At 75.3% G+C, this 16,032-nt stretch carries 13 protein-coding genes; 5 read left to right on the forward strand and 8 right to left on the reverse strand.

All coding sequences use genetic code 11. The features are described from left to right. Positions 1-287: 287 nt before the first annotated feature. The 3 genes from CAE01nite_RS16435 to CAE01nite_RS16445 all read left to right on the forward strand — a co-directional run bounded on the left by CAE01nite_RS16435 (position 288) and on the right by CAE01nite_RS16445 (position 4,853). On the forward strand, positions 288-1,286 hold the full coding sequence (locus CAE01nite_RS16435) for an AAA family ATPase (protein WP_146906606.1): 999 nt from the start codon (positions 288-290) through the stop codon (positions 1,284-1,286). A 109-nt stretch (positions 1,287-1,395) separates the two neighbouring features. Further along, on the forward strand, positions 1,396-2,658 hold the full coding sequence (locus CAE01nite_RS16440) for a DUF58 domain-containing protein (protein ID WP_146906607.1): 1,263 nt from the start codon (positions 1,396-1,398) through the stop codon (positions 2,656-2,658). After that, on the forward strand, positions 2,628-4,853 hold the full coding sequence (locus CAE01nite_RS16445; protein WP_222595962.1) for a transglutaminase TgpA family protein: 2,226 nt from the start codon (positions 2,628-2,630) through the stop codon (positions 4,851-4,853). Before CAE01nite_RS16440 ends, CAE01nite_RS16445 begins: the two co-directional genes overlap by 31 nt. Positions 4,854-5,343: 490 nt before the next feature. On the opposite strand, the gene CAE01nite_RS16450 is transcribed toward CAE01nite_RS16445, so the two are convergent. Genes CAE01nite_RS16450 through CAE01nite_RS16460 form a run of 3 tightly spaced genes read right to left on the reverse strand, consistent with a single transcriptional unit; the run spans position 5,344 to position 7,600 of the window. Then, positions 5,344-5,745 carry an SCO2097 family morphological protein gene (locus CAE01nite_RS16450; protein WP_146906609.1) on the reverse strand — a complete coding sequence of 134 codons (402 nt, stop codon included), beginning with the start codon at positions 5,743-5,745 and terminating at the stop codon, positions 5,344-5,346. 39 nt (positions 5,746-5,784) lie between these two features. Next, on the reverse strand, positions 5,785-7,065 hold the full coding sequence (dinB, locus tag CAE01nite_RS16455) for a DNA polymerase IV (protein WP_146906610.1): 1,281 nt from the start codon (positions 7,063-7,065) through the stop codon (positions 5,785-5,787). Positions 7,066-7,075: 10 nt separating this feature from the next. Continuing rightward, entirely contained in the window at positions 7,076-7,600 is a 525-nt protein-coding gene (locus CAE01nite_RS16460; RefSeq protein ID WP_186816637.1) for an SAV_6107 family HEPN domain-containing protein, read from the reverse strand. 173 nt (positions 7,601-7,773) lie between these two features. Between CAE01nite_RS16460 and CAE01nite_RS16465 the strand changes: the two genes are divergently transcribed. Further along, positions 7,774-8,550: a spermidine synthase gene (locus CAE01nite_RS16465; protein WP_246131288.1), complete on the forward strand. Its 777-nt coding sequence runs from the start codon at positions 7,774-7,776 to the stop codon at positions 8,548-8,550. A 58-nt stretch (positions 8,551-8,608) separates the two neighbouring features. Here the strand turns inward: CAE01nite_RS16465 and CAE01nite_RS16470 are convergent, their stop codons facing one another. The 5 genes from CAE01nite_RS16470 to CAE01nite_RS16490 form a co-directional block, all read right to left on the reverse strand. Then, entirely contained in the window at positions 8,609-8,812 is a 204-nt protein-coding gene (locus CAE01nite_RS16470; protein ID WP_146906611.1) for a cold-shock protein, read from the reverse strand. 299 nt (positions 8,813-9,111) lie between these two features. Next, positions 9,112-10,053, reverse strand: coding sequence for a proteasome assembly chaperone family protein (locus tag CAE01nite_RS16475; RefSeq protein ID WP_146906612.1), 942 nt, complete (start codon positions 10,051-10,053; stop codon positions 9,112-9,114). Positions 10,054-10,149: 96 nt separating this feature from the next. Further along, on the reverse strand, positions 10,150-10,590 hold the full coding sequence (locus CAE01nite_RS16480; RefSeq protein WP_146906613.1) for a response regulator: 441 nt from the start codon (positions 10,588-10,590) through the stop codon (positions 10,150-10,152). A gap of 11 nt (positions 10,591-10,601) precedes the next feature. Beyond that, entirely contained in the window at positions 10,602-12,278 is a 1,677-nt protein-coding gene (locus CAE01nite_RS16485) for a sensor histidine kinase (protein WP_246131289.1), read from the reverse strand. Then, complete coding sequence (locus CAE01nite_RS16490; protein ID WP_246131290.1) at positions 12,275-13,429, reverse strand: PP2C family protein-serine/threonine phosphatase; 1,155 nt, start codon at positions 13,427-13,429, stop codon at positions 12,275-12,277. Before CAE01nite_RS16490 ends, CAE01nite_RS16485 begins: the two co-directional genes overlap by 4 nt. Before the next feature lie 295 nt (positions 13,430-13,724). Between CAE01nite_RS16490 and CAE01nite_RS16495 the strand changes: the two genes are divergently transcribed. Continuing rightward, positions 13,725-16,004, forward strand: coding sequence for a HelD family protein (locus CAE01nite_RS16495; protein ID WP_146906614.1), 2,280 nt, complete (start codon positions 13,725-13,727; stop codon positions 16,002-16,004). Positions 16,005-16,032: the final 28 nt, after the last annotated feature.

Raw genomic sequence — 16,032 nt, forward strand, 5'->3', positions numbered from 1 at the left:
GCGTCCGTGCAGGTCAGAGACGGTGGAGGAGGGTGGAGCGGACGGGCGCCCCTGCCTGTCCCCGGCGAGTTGCCAGCCCCGCGGCAGCGGGCCGTCGCCCGTGAAACCCGGGCGAGCCGAACAGGCAGACGGCCTGCTCCGGTCGGGATCCGACGGCCGGACGGCTGCGGTGGAGGACGGTGGAGGACCGGTCGGCCCGCACGGGTGACGTCCGGCGGCACCGGTCGTTCACTCCCAGGTGCTCCGTGGACGGCCTACGCTTCGCACAGGTCCTCGAGGGAGAAGACATGTTGCAAGCAGTGCCGACGTCGACCGAGCTCGAGGAGCTCGTCGACACCACCAGCCTGATCAGCTCGAGCATCGAGCGAGTGGTCGCCGGACGTCCCCAGCTCGTGCGGCTGACCGTCGCCGTGCTCCTCGCCGAGGGGCACCTGCTGCTCGAGGACGTCCCGGGGGTCGGCAAGACCACGCTGGCCAAGGCGCTCGCGCGCAGCATCGACTGCTCGGTCGGGCGCATCCAGTTCACGCCGGACCTGCTGCCCAGCGACCTCACCGGGGTCAACATCTTCCGGGCGCAGACCCATGAGTTCGAGTTCCGGCCCGGCCCGGTCTTCGCGAACATCGTCATCGGCGACGAGATCAACCGGGCCTCGCCCAAGACCCAGTCCGCGCTCCTGGAGTGCATGCAGGAGTCGCAGGCCACGGTCGACGGCGCCACGTACCCGCTCCCCCGGCCGTTCCTCGTCATCGCGACGCAGAACCCGGTCGAGATGGAGGGGACCTACCCGCTGCCCGAGGCGCAGCGCGACCGCTTCATGGCCCGGCTCAGCGTCGGCTACCCCGACCGCGGCGCCGAGCTCGAGATGCTCGAGCGCCAGGAGGTGGCCGAGCCGCTCGCCGACATCTCGCCCGTGACCGACGCGGCCCACGTCGCCCGGCTCATCACCACGGCCCGCCGCCTCTACGCCGCTCCGGCGGTCAAGGGCTACGTCCTGGACCTGGTCGCGGCGACCCGCGCGGACGCGGGCCTGCGCCTGGGCGCCTCGCCGCGGGCGTCCATCCAGCTGCTGCGTGCCGCCAAGGCCCTGGCCGCGCTGTCCGGACGCGACCACGTCCTGCCCGACGACGTCCAGGATCTCGCCGAGCACGTGCTCGCCCACCGCCTGCTGAGCTCCACCGAGTCGCGGCTGTCCGGCCGGACCACCATCGACGTCGTCCGGGGGATCGTCGCGCGCACGCCGATCCCGTCGGTCGAGGCGCCGCGCGCCCGCCGCGCGACCGGCTGACATGCCCTCCGTCGCCTCCCTCGTGCGGCACGGCCGCGACCCGCGCGACCCGCGTCGCGGGACGTCGCGGGCCGGCCGCCTCGTCCGCCGGGACGCCCCCGTCTGGACGATGCGACCCACGCCGCGCGGCTGGGGCCTGCTCGCGGTGGGGGCGCTCGTCACCGGGGTCGGCATCGGCCTCGGGTCGACCGACCTCGTCCGGCTCGGGCTCGTGGCGCTGCTGGTCGTCGTGGCCGGCGCCGTCTGGGTGCTCGTCGTGGACCCGACGCGCGGCCGCCACGCCCTGCGGGTGCACCGGTCGGTGACCCCGAACCCGGTCTCGGCGGGCTCGGGTGCCACGGCGCACGTCCAGGTCACCGCGGGCGACGTCGCCTCCCGGGTCCGGCTGGCCGAGGTCCAGCTCGGCGAGCAGGCGGCCAGCCAGCTGTCCGGCGGCCTCACCCTGCGCGCGCGGGTCGAGCGCGCACCGGCCAGCATCACGCTCACCTACCCCCTGTCGCCCGTCCGGCGAGGCCGCTGGCCGCTGGGTCCTCTGGTCGCGCGGCGCACCGACCCGTTCGGCGTCGTGCGCACCCGCGCCACCCTCGGCGAGGCGGTCGACGTCGCCGTCTGGCCCGAGGTCGCGGAGCTGGCCTTCCCGGCCGGCGCCCTGGTCGGCGAGCCGGACCGGGTGGCGCTGGGCGCCCGCACGCCGTCCCCGGACGACGCGGGGCTGCGCACCTACCGGGTGGGCGACGACCTACGGCGCGTGCACTGGGCGAGCTCGGCGCGCCGCGGGGAGCTGCTCGTGCGCAGCGACGAGCGCGCCGGTCGCCGTCCCGCGACCGTGCTCATGGACCTGCCCGCTGACCGCTCCGGCATCGAGTGGACCGTGTCGCTGGCGGCGTCCATGGGGCTGGCCACGCTCGGGTCCGGGCACCCGGTCCGGATGCTCGGCGGGCGCTCGCTCGCCACCCGGCCGCTCGCGGAGTCGGTCGGCGCACTCACCCACGTCCGGGAGGGCACCGGCGTCTCGAGCCGCGCCGAGCTGCTCGACCGCGCCGTGGACCTCGAGCCGGCGGCGACCGAGGCGGAGTCGGAGGCCGACCTGCTCGCCGCCGCGGCCGAGCTCACCCGCTCCGGCTCCGGGTCCGAGCTCGTGCTCGCCGTCCTGGGACCCCTGACCCCTCGCGCCCGCGCGGCCCTGGCTGAGGTCGTCGACGCCTGCGAGCCGTACGCCGTCGTGCGCCTGCCCCGGGCCGCGGGGGCGGCCCGACGGGACGCCGAGGTCACGCTCGGTGCGCTGCGTCGCGCCGGGTGGCACGTGTGCTCGGCCGAGCCCGGAGAGAACCTGGAGGACGTATGGGCACGCCTGCTGGAGACGGCGCGATGAACGACGTCGTGCGCGGGACCCGGGCCTGGCTCGCGGTCGGGCTGCTCGCGGTCGGGGTGTCGGCGAGCCTGCTCGCCCTGACGTTCCTGCTCGCACCGGGCCGGTGGCTGCAGCTCGGGGCGCTGGCCGTCGTGGCCCTGGCGGCCGTGCTCGGAGGGATCCGGGCGACCACGCGCGCCTGGTGGGCCCCGACCCTCGGCGGCGCGCTGCTGTCGACCTTCGCGCTGCTCGTGCTGTACGCCTCACCGCCCGGACGCCTGCAGGTGCTGCCCGACCGCGAGTCCGTCGCGCGGCTCGGCGACCTCATCCGCGCGGGCCTGCAGGCTGCCGACACCTCCCGACCTCCGGCGGAGCCGACGCTCCCGCTGGAGCTGCTCGTGGTGGGCGGCGCCCTGCTCGTCATGCTCGCCGCCGACCTCATCGCGCTCGGCCTCGGCGCCCCGGCATGGGCCGGCTTGGCCATGCTCGCACTGTGGATCCCCAGCATCGTCATCGGCCGGCCGGGGAGCACGCAGGGCTTCGTCGGCGCCGCGCTGGCCTACCTGCTGCTGCTCGCGGTCAGCGCGGCACCCGCGACGTCGTCGCGGCGCCGGCGCAGCCCCGAGGAGCACCGGCGACGCGCGACCGCCGCGGCGACGATCGCCGGCGGCGTCATCGTCGTCGCGCTCGTCGTCGGGCCGCTCGGCACCGTGCTGCCGGGCTGGTCGACGGTGCGCCTGCCCCAGGTGGGCAGCTCGACCGGCGGCTCGCTGCAGCTCGCGGACGACCTGGACATGCGCCAGAGCCTGGGCACCCGCTCCAGCGAGGTGGTCCTCTCCTACCGCGCCGACCCGGCGCTGGCCGGCCCGCTGCGCGTGTTCACCCTGCGCGACTACGACGGGGAGACCTGGTCGCGCGAGCAGGACGACACCGATCTGCCCCCGGTCGAGGCCGGCACGCTCCTGTGGCCGACCCGCGACCTCACCCCCGAGCCGCCCGGCGAGGGCGAACCGTCGACGACCCGGCTCGACGTCCGGCTCGAGGGTCTGCGCGAGGACCGCCTGCCCGTGCCGGTGATGCCCCGCACCCTCTTCGTGGACGACCGCCTGACCTACGACAGCCGCCGGGACGAGGTCGTCCGCGCGGGCCTCACCCGGTCCGGCATGCAGTACTCCATGGAGGTCGAGCTGCTCGACCTCACCGACGACACGCTGCGCGCCTCGGGCGAGGACGACCCGCGCGACGTCGCGCAGTACCTCGACCTGCCCGAGACGTCCCGCGTCGACGACATCGAGCGGGCCGCGCGCGAGGTCGTCGACGGCGAGTCCGGGCGCTACGACCAGGCCCTGGCGCTGCAGAACTACTTCCGCAGCACGCAGAACTTCACCTACACGATCGACGTGGACCCCGCCCGCAGCGACGACGCGGTGTGGGACTTCCTCGGCTCCCGCACCGGCTACTGCGTGCAGTTCGCCACCGCCATGACGATCATGGCCCGGACCCTGGGCATCCCCGCGCGGCTGGCCGTCGGCTTCCTGCCCGGCACCCCGGCGGACTCCGGCGAGTACGTCGTGACCGGCCGGGACTCCCACGCCTGGCCCGAGCTCTACTTCCCCGACGCCGGGTGGATCCGGTTCGAGCCGACCCCGCGCGTGCAGTCGGGCGCGCCGCCGGCCTGGGCCGACCCGTTCGCCGGGACCGGGTCGACGCCGTTCATCGAGCCGGAGCCCACCGGCGCGGCCGGGGACCTCGGCCCGCTGCCGTCCGCCGCGCCCGTACCGCAGGCGACCACCGCCGCGCCGACCGACACGACGCCCGGCTACCTGGTCCCGGTCGGCATCGCCACCGGCGTGCTGCTGCTGGGGGCCGCCGCGTACCTGCTGCGCCGCCGCCTCTCGGTCGCCGAGGAGCTGCGGCCCGAGGCCGCCTGGGCGCACCTGCGCAAGCGGCTGGCCGCCTCGGGCATCGTCTGGACGGATGCGCACACCACGCGTCAGGCGGCCGAGCTGGTCGCGGCCGAGATCGCGGCGCGGCGCGGAGGCCCGATGGACCCGGCGGCACGCCGGGCGCTCGTCGACCTCGCGCGGGCCGTCGAGGACCACCGCTACGCGGCGGCCCCGCGGGTGTGGTCGCACGCCGACCTGGAGCAGCGGGTGGCCGACGTCCTGCGGGAGGTCGCCGCCGCGACGCCGGCCCGAAGCGGCCGCAGGGGCTAGCCCGCCGGGGCCGCGGTCCGCACCGGCCCTCCGGAGGGCCGATGCGCACGCAGCGGCGACCGGACCGGCTTCAGGCCGGCTCCCGGCTCCGGGCCGGGTTCGGACCGGGCCGCCCCCGTCCGGGCCGCGCGGCCGTGTTGCCGGCCGTACCGGTGGCGACGGCACCGGCCGGCGCGCCACCGCGCCTGCGCGGCACCAACCCCGCAGACCGGCACCACCTCGCAGCGGCACTGCGTCGTACCGGCACCACCTCGCACCGGCACCAGGTCTCGCCGGCACCACGTCGGGGCGGTCCCGATCACGGGCTCCCACAAGATGACCACGCGGTCGACGTCGGCGTCAGCGCGCTCCCGTCGCCCGCCTCCGCAGTCCGCTCGACCCTGCCATCAGCGCCCGCGTCGGCAGCTGCACCCGCACTCGGACCCAGGGACGACGATGCTCCCGCCGGCCGGGGCCGACGGGAGCATCGTGGAGTCGTGCGGGAGTGCGGTCAGCGGCCCTCGTGGCGGCGTCGGTCCCACCGCTCCTCGAGTCGGCTCATGAAGCCGCGCTTGGGTGCGGGACGCGCGCCGGGCCGCTTGTTGCGGTTCGCCACGCTGCCGTCGGGCTGCACCACGCCGGCCGGGCCCGCGGGAGCCTGCGGCCCGGCGAACGCGAACGCCACGGCGCCGAACATGAGCAGGAAGCCGACGACCCCGAGCAGCAGCTGCGACAGCGCCGCACCGGCCACGAGGAGCAGCAGCCCCGCGATGAAGCCCGCGGTCACGATCAACCAACGGCCGACGCCACGTCTGCCTCTGGACTGCAGCGTGTTGGCCAGTCTGGGGTCGTCAGACGTGAGCTGTCGCTCCATCTGCTCCAGTACGCGCTGCTCGTACTCGGACAGAGGCATCAGTACCTCCGCACTTCCCCGGTGGGACGATTGTCCCCGTCAGGATAGGTCGCGAAACCCCGCTGCGGTAGTTGACCGAGGGGTGACGCTGTCGTCCGAGGTCACGACGGTCCCCGCGACGATCGCGGCCCGGCCGAACCGGCCGCGCACGAGGTCCATCGCACGCTCGGCCTCCCGTCGGGACGCCCCGTCGTCGGCCGTCGCCTCGTCCAGAGTGGGCTGCCGCGGAGTGGTCCGAGCGGGTGACAGCCCCTCGGCGCGGACGCCGATCAGCCGCACCGGCAGCCCGCCCAGGTCGACCCCGGCGAGCAGCTCGCGAGCGACGAGGAAGATCTCCCGGCCGACGTCGGTGGGCGTGTGCAGCGTCCGGGACCGGGTGAGCGTGCGGAAGTCCGAGGTGCGCACCTTGATGCTCACCGTGCGAGCCAGGAAGGACTCCGCCCGCAGCCGCTCGGCGCACCGGTCCGCGAGCGTCAGCGCCTGGGCCTCCACGACCGCGGGGTCGAAGACGTCGGCGGGGAAGGTCACCTCGGCGCCGATGCTCTTCTCCACCCGGCCCGGCTCGACCGGGCGCGGGTCGCGACCCCAGGCGAGGTCGTGCAGGTGCGCGCCGGCCACCTTGCCGACCGCCCGCTGGATGGTGGTGACGTCGCTGTGGGCCAGCTCGGCCACGGTCCGCACGCCCCACCGCGCCAGGGCCGCCTCCGTGCGCTCCCCGACCCCCCAGAGGGCCCCGACGGGGAGGTTGTGGAGGAAGTCCACCGTGGCGGCGCGCGGGACGAGCAGGACGCCGTCGGGCTTGGCGTGCCCGGAGGCGAGCTTGGCGACGAACTTGGTGCCCGCGATGCCGACCGAGCACGTGATGCCGTGCTCGCGGCGCACCCGCTCCCGGATCAGGGCAGCGATGCCCGTCGGCGGGCCGAGGCGTCGGCGGGCGCCGGAGACGTCGAGGAACGCCTCGTCCACGCTGACCTGCTCGACGAGGGTCGTGACCTCGGCCAGCGCCTCCATGACGGCGGTGGACACCGCACGGTAGGCCGGCATGTCGGGCGGGATCACGATCGCCTGCGGGCACATCCGGCGGGCGACGGCCATCGGCATCGCCGAGTGGACGCCGAACGCCCGGGCCTCGTAGGTCGCGGCCAGCACGACCGACCGCTCCTCGCCGCCGACGATCACCGGCCGTCCGCGCAGCTGCGGCCGGCGGGCGAGCTCGACGGAGGCGAAGAACGCGTCCATGTCGACGTGGAGGATCGAGCAGCCGTCCTCCTCGCTGCCCCAGTCCCGCCGCCCCAGGGCCGCCCGAGGGGCGCGGCTCATCGGGTCCGGCTCATGACGCGCGGACCGCCCGCAGCGGGCGGGCCGTCGTGCCGGGCGCCCGTCCGGCCTCCAGGAGCGCGCGCACCTCGTCGAGGAAGTCCTCCGCGGCGCACAGCGTCGCCTCCGCGTGGTCGGCGTCGACCGCGTCGAAGCGGCCGGCCTCGATCGCCCGCCGGATCGGCGCGCCCGCGGCGAAGTAGGTTGACCAGTCCCCGGCCTCCGGCGCGACCGCGGTGAGCATGTCCCACACCGTGCGCGGGGCACGGCGACCGGTCGGACGTCCGCGGACCGCCAGCACGGCGGCGGCGGCACGCAGGGCCGCCAGGTGCGCGTGGGAGAAGGTCTCGTCGGGCGCCGCGGAGAACTGCGCGGCCAGCAGCTCGGCGTCGGCCCGCCGGAGCAGGTCCACGGCGCTCTGCGGGAGCGGAGCGGTGTGCGCGGTCCGGGGCCCGGCGGCGGGCGCGGTACGGGTCCCCGCGGTGCGGGGCTCAGCGCTACGGGTCCCCGCGGTGCGGGACTCGGCGGTACGGGTCATGGTGGGCACCTCCCGCTCCCATTCTCGAACACATGTTCGAATGTCGTCAACACGTCGGCCCGGCGGCCTACGGTGGTCCGGTGGCACGGACCGGCGGCAGCTCCTCGAGGCGATCCCGTGGAGCATCGCATCCACCACTGACAACACCGCGGGAGCTCCCGGAAGTCCCGGTCGTGACCACCACGGGCACGGTGTCCCTCGAGCGCCGGCTCGACGACCCGACGGGCGTGACGGTGCTGGTCAACGGCGTGCCGAGCTCGCACCTGGACCTCGTGGACCCCACCCGGCTGGAGTTCGAGTACATGCAGCAGATGGCTGCCGTGCTGGACCGGACGGCGGGTCCCGGCGCCGCTCTGCGCGCGGTGCACCTGGGTGCCGCGGGCTGCACGATGGCCCGGTACGTGGACGCCACCCGCCCGGGGTCGCACCAGCTCGCGGTCGAGCTGGACGCCGCCCTGGCCGAGCTCGTCCGGACGTGGTTCGACCTCCCGCGCTCGCCTGCGCTGCGCATCCGGGCCGGCGACGCCCGGGCGGAGCTCGAGCGGCGTCCGGACGCGAGCGCGGACGTGGTCATCCGGGACGTGTTCGCCGGGGACACCACCCCCGGCCACGTCCGGACGGTCGAGTTCACCGCGCAGGTGGCCCGGGTGCTCGTCCCCGGCGGGGTGTACCTGGCCAACTGCGCGGACCGCCCGCCCCTGGCCGAGGCGCGCGCGGAGGTCGCGACGCTGCGCGCCGTGTTCCGCGACGTGATCGCCATCGCCGAGCCCGGGCAGCTCAAGGGGCGCCGCTACGGCAACGTCGTGCTCGCCGGCACGGACCGGGAAGGCCTGCTGGGCTCGGCGGAGCTGGCCCGCACCATCCGCTCCCTGCCGGCGCCGACCCGGGTGCTGCACGGGGCCGAGCTGGCGTCCTTCGTCGGCGACGCTCGGCCACTGCGGGACGGGTGAGCCCGGACAGCACGAGGCCCCACCCCGCGAGCGGGACGGGGCCTCGTGACGTCAGCGGTCAGAGCGGGCGGACGGCCTCCGCCTGGGGGCCCTTGGGGCCCTGGGTGATCTCGAACTCGACCCGCTGGCCCTCGTCGAGCGAGCGGTACCCCTGGGTCTCGATGGCGGAGTAGTGGACGAAGACGTCGGCACCGCCGCCGTCCTGGGCGATGAACCCGTAGCCCTTCTCCGAGTTGAACCACTTGACAGCACCCTGTGCCATGTTCCTGTCCTTCTGTCCATCCGAGGCGTGTGACCGTGCCCTTGTTGGCCCGGTCGCCGTGCCGCAATGCCTTCTCACACGACCTGCACCGGGTGGACCAGCCGGGTGGCTGATGTGCCGGGCCCGGGGGCTCCGGCGCCGGTCAAGCGTCCGTACGTCACTGCAACGCGCACGAGTGTGGCACAGCGCACACCTGCCGGGGCCCATTCGACAGCCCACTTCCGGCACGGCGTCCCGGGTGTCCCCTGGGGTCGGTCCGGCAGCCGCGTGAGACGGTCCTCGCGAGGAGCGCGCCGAGGTCAGAGGCCCGGGCCGTCGCCGCCCTGGGAGGCCAGGAACCGCTCGAACTCCTCGCCGAGCTCGTCCGCCGTGGGGATCTCGGCGGTCTCCGCGAGCAGGCTCGTGCGGCCGATGGACCGGGCGAAGCTGTCGTACTGCTCCTCCAGCGCGTGGACGACGGCGGCGACCTCCGCGGAGGCCTCGACCTGGCGGTCGATCTCCTCGGTCGCCTCGCGCACGGCGGGCGCCAGGGCGTCGATCCGCAGGTTCAGCCCGGTGGACCGCTGCACGTCCTGCAGCGCCGTCTGGCTCGCGAGCGGGAACGGGGACTGGGCGAGGTAGTGCGGCACGTGGACGGCGAAGCCCATCGCGTCGTGCCCGGACTCGCCGAGGCGGTACTCCAGCAGGGCTCCCACGCTCGCCGGGACCTGGACGGTGCCGAACCAGGACCGGTGGTCGGCCACGAGCTCGGGCCGGGTCGCGTGCGCGGTGGCCGTCATGGGCCGCGTGTGCGGCACGCCCATCGGGATGCCGTGCACGCCGATGGTCAGCGGCACGTCGAAGCGCTCGACGAGCTGGCGCACGGCCGCGGCGAACCGCTCCCACTGCACGTCGGGCTCGACGCCGTGCAGCAGCAGGAACGGCACGCCGTCGGCGTCGGTGACCAGGTCGAGGACCAGCTCGGGCTCGCTGTAGTCGCTCCAGGTGGTGGAGTCGAACGTCATCAGCGGCCGCCGGGAGCGGTAGTCGAGCAGCTGGTCGACGTCGAACGTCGCCAGGCGCACCGCGTCGAGCTCCTCGCGGATGTGCTCGGCCGCGATCTGCCCGGCGCTGCCGGCGTCGACGAAGCCGCGGATCGCGTGCAGCAGCACGGGACCGCCGTCGGGCAGGTGCGCGGACAGCTCGGCGAGCCGGGCCGCGACCTGCGGCTCGACCTCGTAGATGTCGCTGGGATCCAGCATGTCGTGTTCTCCCGCCTGGTCGGACGTCGGCGGCGGTCAGGCCGCCGACACCAGGTCAACACGCTCGGGGCGGCGATGCTTCCCGGCGGCAGCGGCTCAGCGACCCGGCAGGCGCACCACGGAGACGAAGAACTCGTCGATCTGCCGCACGACGTCGATGAACCGGTCGAAGTCCACCGGCTTGGTGACGTACGCGTTCGCGTGCAGCGAGTAGCTGCGCAGCACGTCCTCCTCCGCCTCCGACGTGGTCAGCACGACGACCGGGATGCGCCGCAGCTGCTCGTCGCCCTTGAGCGCCTGCAGCACCTCGCGGCCGTCCATCCGTGGCAGGTTGAGGTCCAGGAGGATCAGGTCGGGCGTCGGGGCCTGGGCGTACTGCCCCTCCTTGCGCAGGTACTCCAGCGCGCTGACGCCGTCGCTGACGACGGCGAGCCGGTTGGTGACCTTGTTGTCCTCGAACGCCTCGCGGGTCATCAGCACGTCACCCGGGTCGTCCTCGACGAGCAGGACGTCGATGACCTCGGGTGTGGCGCGCATGGGCTGTCCCTTCACCGACCGGCTGCGGTCGTCTCGTCGATCGTCCGGGCGGACGCGTCCGTCGTCGTCCCGCCGGTCACCGCCACGTGGTCGACCGCAGGAACCCCGGCGGCCACCGGCTCCCCGGACGCCCCGGCCGGCAGGGTCCAGCGGATGCTGGTGCCCGGGCCGTCGGTGACCGGCTCGATCCAGATCTGGCCACCGTGGTGCTCGACGATCTTCTTGCACAGGGACAGGCCGATGCCGGTCCCCTCGTACGTCTCCTTGGCGTGCAGCCGCTGGAAGATGACGAACACGCGCTCCGCATACTGCTGGTCGATGCCGATCCCGTTGTCGCGGCACTCGAACTCCCAGGAGTCTGCCACGCGGCGGGCCGAGAGCCGGACCCGTGGGGGGCGCTGCGGGTCGCGGAACTTGACCGCGTTCGCCACCAGGTTCTGCAGCAGCTGGACCAGCAGCGGGCGCTCACCCAGGACCACAGGCAGACCGTCGTGGGTCACCTCGGCCCCGGCGTCGTCGATCGCGTGCTCCAGGTTGCCGGCGGCGACCGCGAGCGCGTCCGCCATGTCGACCGGGGCGGGCTCGCCGCCGACCCGGCCCACCCGGGAGAAGCCGAGCAGGTCCTGGATGAGCCGCTGCATCCGCTTGGCCCCGTCCACCGCGAACTCGATGTACTGGTCGGCGCGCTCGTCCAGCTGCCCGCCGTAGCGCTTCTGCAGCAGCTGGGTGAAGCTCGCGACCTTGCGCAGCGGCTCCTGCAGGTCGTGGGACGCGACGTAGGCGAACTGCTCCAGGTCCCGGTTGGACCGCTCGAGCTCGGCCGCCTGCCCGGTGAGCAGCCGGTGCGCCTCGACGAGCTCGGCGGCCGAGTGGGCCGCCTGCTCGACCTGCCGGACCAGGACGCGGCGCATGGTCTCCACGTCGTCGGCCAGCGCGGCGATCTCCCCCGGGCCGGTCGAGAGCACCTCGTGGGTGAGGTCCCCGGAGCTCACCTGGCGCGTGTCGGCGGCCAACGCCGCCAGCGGGCGGGTCACCGAGCGCCCCAGCGTGACCCACAGCCCGACGCCGACGGCCATCGCCCCGACCGCCAGCGCTGCGGCCGACGCGACCAGGACCCTCGTCCACGTCTGCAGCCGGTCGTTGGCCTCCGCCCGGTGGTCGAGGATGACCTCGAGGTAGCCCTCCACGGCGTCCCGCGTCCGGTCGAACAGCACCCTGCCGCGCTCGACGTCGGCAGGGGTGACCGCGGCCGGGCCGCCGGCCTCGACGGCCGCGATGGTCGGCTCGGCGAACTCCAGGAACCAGACGCGCGCCCGGGCCACCGCCTCGTCCCGGGCGGCGGCGAGCTCGGGGTCGGCGGCCAGCTCGTCGGCGAGCTCGGCGGTGGAGGACCCGCCCGAGCCCGAGATCGCGTGCTGGTACGGCTCCAGGGTCGCGGGATCACCGGTCAGGGCGTAGCCCCGCACGCCCGTCTCGGCGTCGAGCATGCGGATGTACCCGTCGTTGGCCTCGCGGATGGCCCGAAAGTACAGGTCCGTGACGTCGTCCTGGGCACGGATGACCTGCACGGTGGCCGTCAGCGCCATGAGCACCAGGACGCCGAGCACGGCGGCGGCGACGGTGAGTGCGCGGCCCAGGCGCGCCCGGAGCGTCGCGGTCCAGCGCGACGGCCGCCCCGGGCCGGTCACCGGGCACTCCCGTGCCAGCCGAGGACGACGGCCGCGGCGTCGTCCGCCAGCTGGCCGCCGTGGCGCCGACGGACCTGCCCGATGACCTCGTCCACCAGGCTCGCCGTGCCCCGCTCCAGCGTGTGGTCCACGAGCTCGACGAGGCCGTCCTTGCCCAGGCGCCCGCCGACGACGGTGGCCTCGATGATCCCGTCGGTGTACATCATCAGCCGCCAGGGGGCGCTGAGCTCCAGGCGCTGCGGTCGCCACGTCCCGGGGACCGGGACGCCCAGCGCGCGGTCGCGCATCGTGGGGGGCACCAGCCGACTGGGCGGACCCAGCAGCAGGGGCACCGGGTGGCCGGCGAGGTAGAGGTCGGCGGAGCGGCGGTCGGGGGCGACCGCCAGCATGCTCGCCGTCGTGAAGATCTCCGGGGCCCACCGCTCGGAGTCGAGCACGCGCTCGAGCAGCGGCAGGATCTGCTCGACATCCGCGCCGGCCAGGACCAGCGTGCGCCAGGCGGTGCGCAGGGTGGCGCCGAGGGCAGCGGCGTCGGGGCCGTGCCCGCACACGTCGCCGACGATCGCCAGCACCGACCCGTCGGGGCGCTCGACGACGTCGTAGAAGTCGCCGCCCAGGAGCCCGTCGCGTCCCGCCTGGTAGCCGACGCCGACCTCCAGCCACGGGTCGACGACGACCGGCGTGGGCAGCAGGGCGCGCTCCAGCCGGGACGTCTCCTCCGCACGCACCTGGCTGCGGTACAGCTCGCGCTCCGTGGCCTCGGACCGCTGTCGCTGGACGGCGTAGCGCACGGACCGTCCCAGCATGCCGCCGTCGGCCTCCCCCTTGACGAGGTAGTCCTGCGCGCCGGCTGCGAGCGCCTGCAGCCCCAGGTCGGTCCCGCTCAGCCCGGTCAGGACCACGACGGCGGGGGCACCGGCGTCCAGCAGCCGCTCCAGCCCGCCGAGGCCCATGGCGTCGGGCAGCCCGAGGTCCAGCAGGACGCAGTCGGCGTCCAGGGCGTGGACGGCCGCGTCGAGGGACCGGACGTGGACGAGATCCACGGCGATGCCGGCGTCGGCGAAGAGCTCCTCGACGAGCAGGGCGTCGCCGTCGTCGTCCTCGACCAGCAGCACACGGATCGCCTGGTCCGTCGTCGTGCTGGCGGTCACTCGGCGTCCCCTCGTCGTCGCGGTCGCCCCGGAGCATACGGGCGCGAGCCCCGCGGCCACGCACCCGTCACCCCGCCGGCCGAGGCCGTGCGTCGCGCCCCACGGACACCACCGACCAGCCACCGCCCACCGCCACCGCCCACCGGCCATAGCCACCGCCACCGCCACCGCCACCGCACGGACCCGCCGCCATGGACACCGGGTGGACCACATCGGGAGCGGGCGGATAATGGACGGCCGCCTTTTCGAGGCGGCCGGTCCGCCAGGGCCGGTGCGGCACCGACAGGGGCGAGACATGGCAGGGCGCGAGACCGAGCTCGCGGGCGAGCAGAAGCGCGTCGACGCGCTGTACGCGCGGCTGGACGAGCTGCGCGCGCACCAGCGCGAGCGGCTGCGTGAGGTCCGGCGCGAGGGTCCGTCCGGCTCGCCGCAGAACCGCAGCGAGCGCGACGCCTTCGCCACGCTGTACGAGGACCGGGTCGCCCAGCTCGAGGCGGTCGAGGACCGGCTGGCGTTCGGGCGCCTCGACCTGGACGACGGCAGCCAGCGGTACATCGGCCGGATCGGCCTGACCGACGAGCACCACACGACCATGCTGACCGACTGGCGCGCACCGGCCGCCCAGGCGTTCTACCGGGCGACGGCGGCGCACCGCGACGACGTCGTGCGCCGGCGTCACCTGGTGACGCGGGGACGGTCCGTCACCGGGATCGAGGACGAGGTCCTGGACCTCGCGTCGCTGGGCGCGGGCGACGACGGGGACGGGTCGGCGATGTCCGGGCTGACCGGCGAGGGTGCGCTGCTCGCGGCGCTGGCCGCGGGACGCACCGGCCGCATGGGCGACATCGTCGCGACCATCCAGGCCGAGCAGGACGCGATCATCCGCTCCGACCTCGCCGGGGCGCTGGTCGTGCAGGGCGGTCCGGGGACCGGCAAGACGGCGGTCGCCCTGCACCGTGCCGCCTACCTGCTCTACGCGCACCGCCGGGTGCTCGAGCGCTCCGGCGTGCTGCTCGTGGGGCCGAGCGCCGTGTTCCTGCGCTACATCGACCAGGTGCTGCCGTCCCTCGGGGAGACCGGCGTGGTCACGGCGACGATCGGGGACCTGTACCCCGGCATCGAGGCCACCGCCGACGAGGACGAGGCCGTCGCCGAGGTCAAGGGCCGGGCGGTGATGGCCGGCGTCGTCGCGCGCGCCGTCCGGCAGCGCCAGCGGGTCCCCGCCCACGAGCAGAGCGTCCGCGTCGAGGGGCGCACCGTGGTGATCACCCCCCGCGACGTCCAGGAGGCCATGGCCCGCGCCCGGCGCAACCACCGGCCGCACAACCTGGCGCGCGTGACGTTCGTGCGCGAGATGCTCTCCCGCCTCGCGGACCAGTACGTCGCGCAGCTGGGCGACGACGTCCCGTCCGACGAGCGCGGCGAGATCCTCGAGGAGCTGCGCACCACGCGCGACATCCGGGTCGCGCTCAACCTGGCCTGGATGCCGCTGACCCCGCAGAAGCTCGTCGAGGACCTGTACGCCAAGCCCCCACGCCTGGTCGCCGCCGCGCCGGAGCTGTCCCGTCGGGACCGCGCCCTGCTGCGCCGCGAACCCGGCGCGCTGTGGACCGCCGCGGACGTCCCGCTGCTCGACGAGGCCGCCGAGCTGCTCGGCGAGGACGACCAGGCGGCCCGGGCGCAGGCGCGCGCCGACGCCGAGCGACGCACCGCCGAGGTGGAGTACGCGCGGCGGGTGCTGGCGTCGTCCGGCAACCAGGGCCTGGTGTCCGCCGAGCTGCTCGCCGACCGGTTCGCCGCCACCGGGCCCCGGCTCACCACCGCCGAGCGCGCCGCCGCGGACCGGACCTGGACCTACGGGCACGTCGTCGTCGACGAGGCGCAGGAGCTGTCCGCGATGGCCTGGCGGATGCTGCTGCGCCGGGTGCCCACCCGGTCCATGACCATCGTCGGGGACGTCGCGCAGACCACCGCCCGTGCCGGCGCCCGGTCCTGGCGCGGCATGCTCGACCCGGTGCTGCGCAGCTCGTGGCGCCTGTCCGAGCTGACCGTGAACTACCGCACCCCGGCCACGGTCGCCGCCGCCGCGCAGTCCGTCGCCGGCGCCGCACAGCTGCCGGTCAGCGACCTGCGGTCGGCCCGGGACGTCCCCGACGCGCTGGTCGTGGAGCAGGTGACCGACGGCGGCCCCGACGCCGTGGTGCGGGCCGCCGTCCGGCACGCGCGCGCGGCGGTGGAGGAGATGGACGACGTCGCCGACGGCGGCCGGGTCGCGGTCGTCGCTCCCGCGGGCCTGGTCGCACCGGTGCGCTCGGCGATCGAGGCGGCCGGGCTCGGCGCGGCGCTGGGCGCGGGCGCGGGTGCGATGGACGCGCCGCTCATCGTGCTGACGCCGCGGCAGAGCAAGGGGCTGGAGTTCGACGTCGTCGTGCTGGTCGAGCCCGCCGCCGTGCTGGCCGCGAGCGCCGGTGACCTCTACGTCGCCATGACGCGGCCGACCCGGGGGCTGCGCGTGGTGCACCGCGACCCGCTGCCGGCCGGCTGGCCGCGCGACGCCGGCGCCGCGGTCGCGTAGGCGCCCGCGCGGGGACCCGGCTGCGTCC

It is taken from the genome of Cellulomonas aerilata, assembly GCF_007991755.1.
GTDB classification, from domain to species: domain Bacteria; phylum Actinomycetota; class Actinomycetes; order Actinomycetales; family Cellulomonadaceae; genus Pengzhenrongella; species Pengzhenrongella aerilata.

Bases quoted from the DNA above. Each gene is read 5' to 3' on its own strand.
- CAE01nite_RS16475 (WP_146906612.1), bottom strand. From the start codon at position 10,053: ATGCTGGATCCCAGCGACATCTACGAGGTCGAGCCGCAGGTCGCGGCC.
- dinB (WP_146906610.1), bottom strand. From the start codon at position 7,065: ATGAGCCGCGCCCCTCGGGCGGCCCTGGGGCGGCGGGACTGGGGCAGC.
- CAE01nite_RS16435 (WP_146906606.1), top strand. From the start codon at position 288: ATGTTGCAAGCAGTGCCGACGTCGACCGAGCTCGAGGAGCTCGTCGAC.
- CAE01nite_RS16470 (WP_146906611.1), bottom strand. From the start codon at position 8,812: ATGGCACAGGGTGCTGTCAAGTGGTTCAACTCGGAGAAGGGCTACGGG.
- CAE01nite_RS16450 (WP_146906609.1), bottom strand. From the start codon at position 5,745: ATGCCTCTGTCCGAGTACGAGCAGCGCGTACTGGAGCAGATGGAGCGA.
- CAE01nite_RS16495 (WP_146906614.1), top strand. From the start codon at position 13,725: ATGGCAGGGCGCGAGACCGAGCTCGCGGGCGAGCAGAAGCGCGTCGAC.
- CAE01nite_RS16480 (WP_146906613.1), bottom strand. From the start codon at position 10,590: ATGCGCGCCACACCCGAGGTCATCGACGTCCTGCTCGTCGAGGACGAC.
- CAE01nite_RS16445 (WP_222595962.1), top strand. From the start codon at position 2,628: ATGGGCACGCCTGCTGGAGACGGCGCGATGAACGACGTCGTGCGCGGG.
- CAE01nite_RS16440 (WP_146906607.1), top strand. From the start codon at position 1,396: ATGCGACCCACGCCGCGCGGCTGGGGCCTGCTCGCGGTGGGGGCGCTC.
- CAE01nite_RS16460 (WP_186816637.1), bottom strand. From the start codon at position 7,600: ATGACCCGTACCGCCGAGTCCCGCACCGCGGGGACCCGTAGCGCTGAG.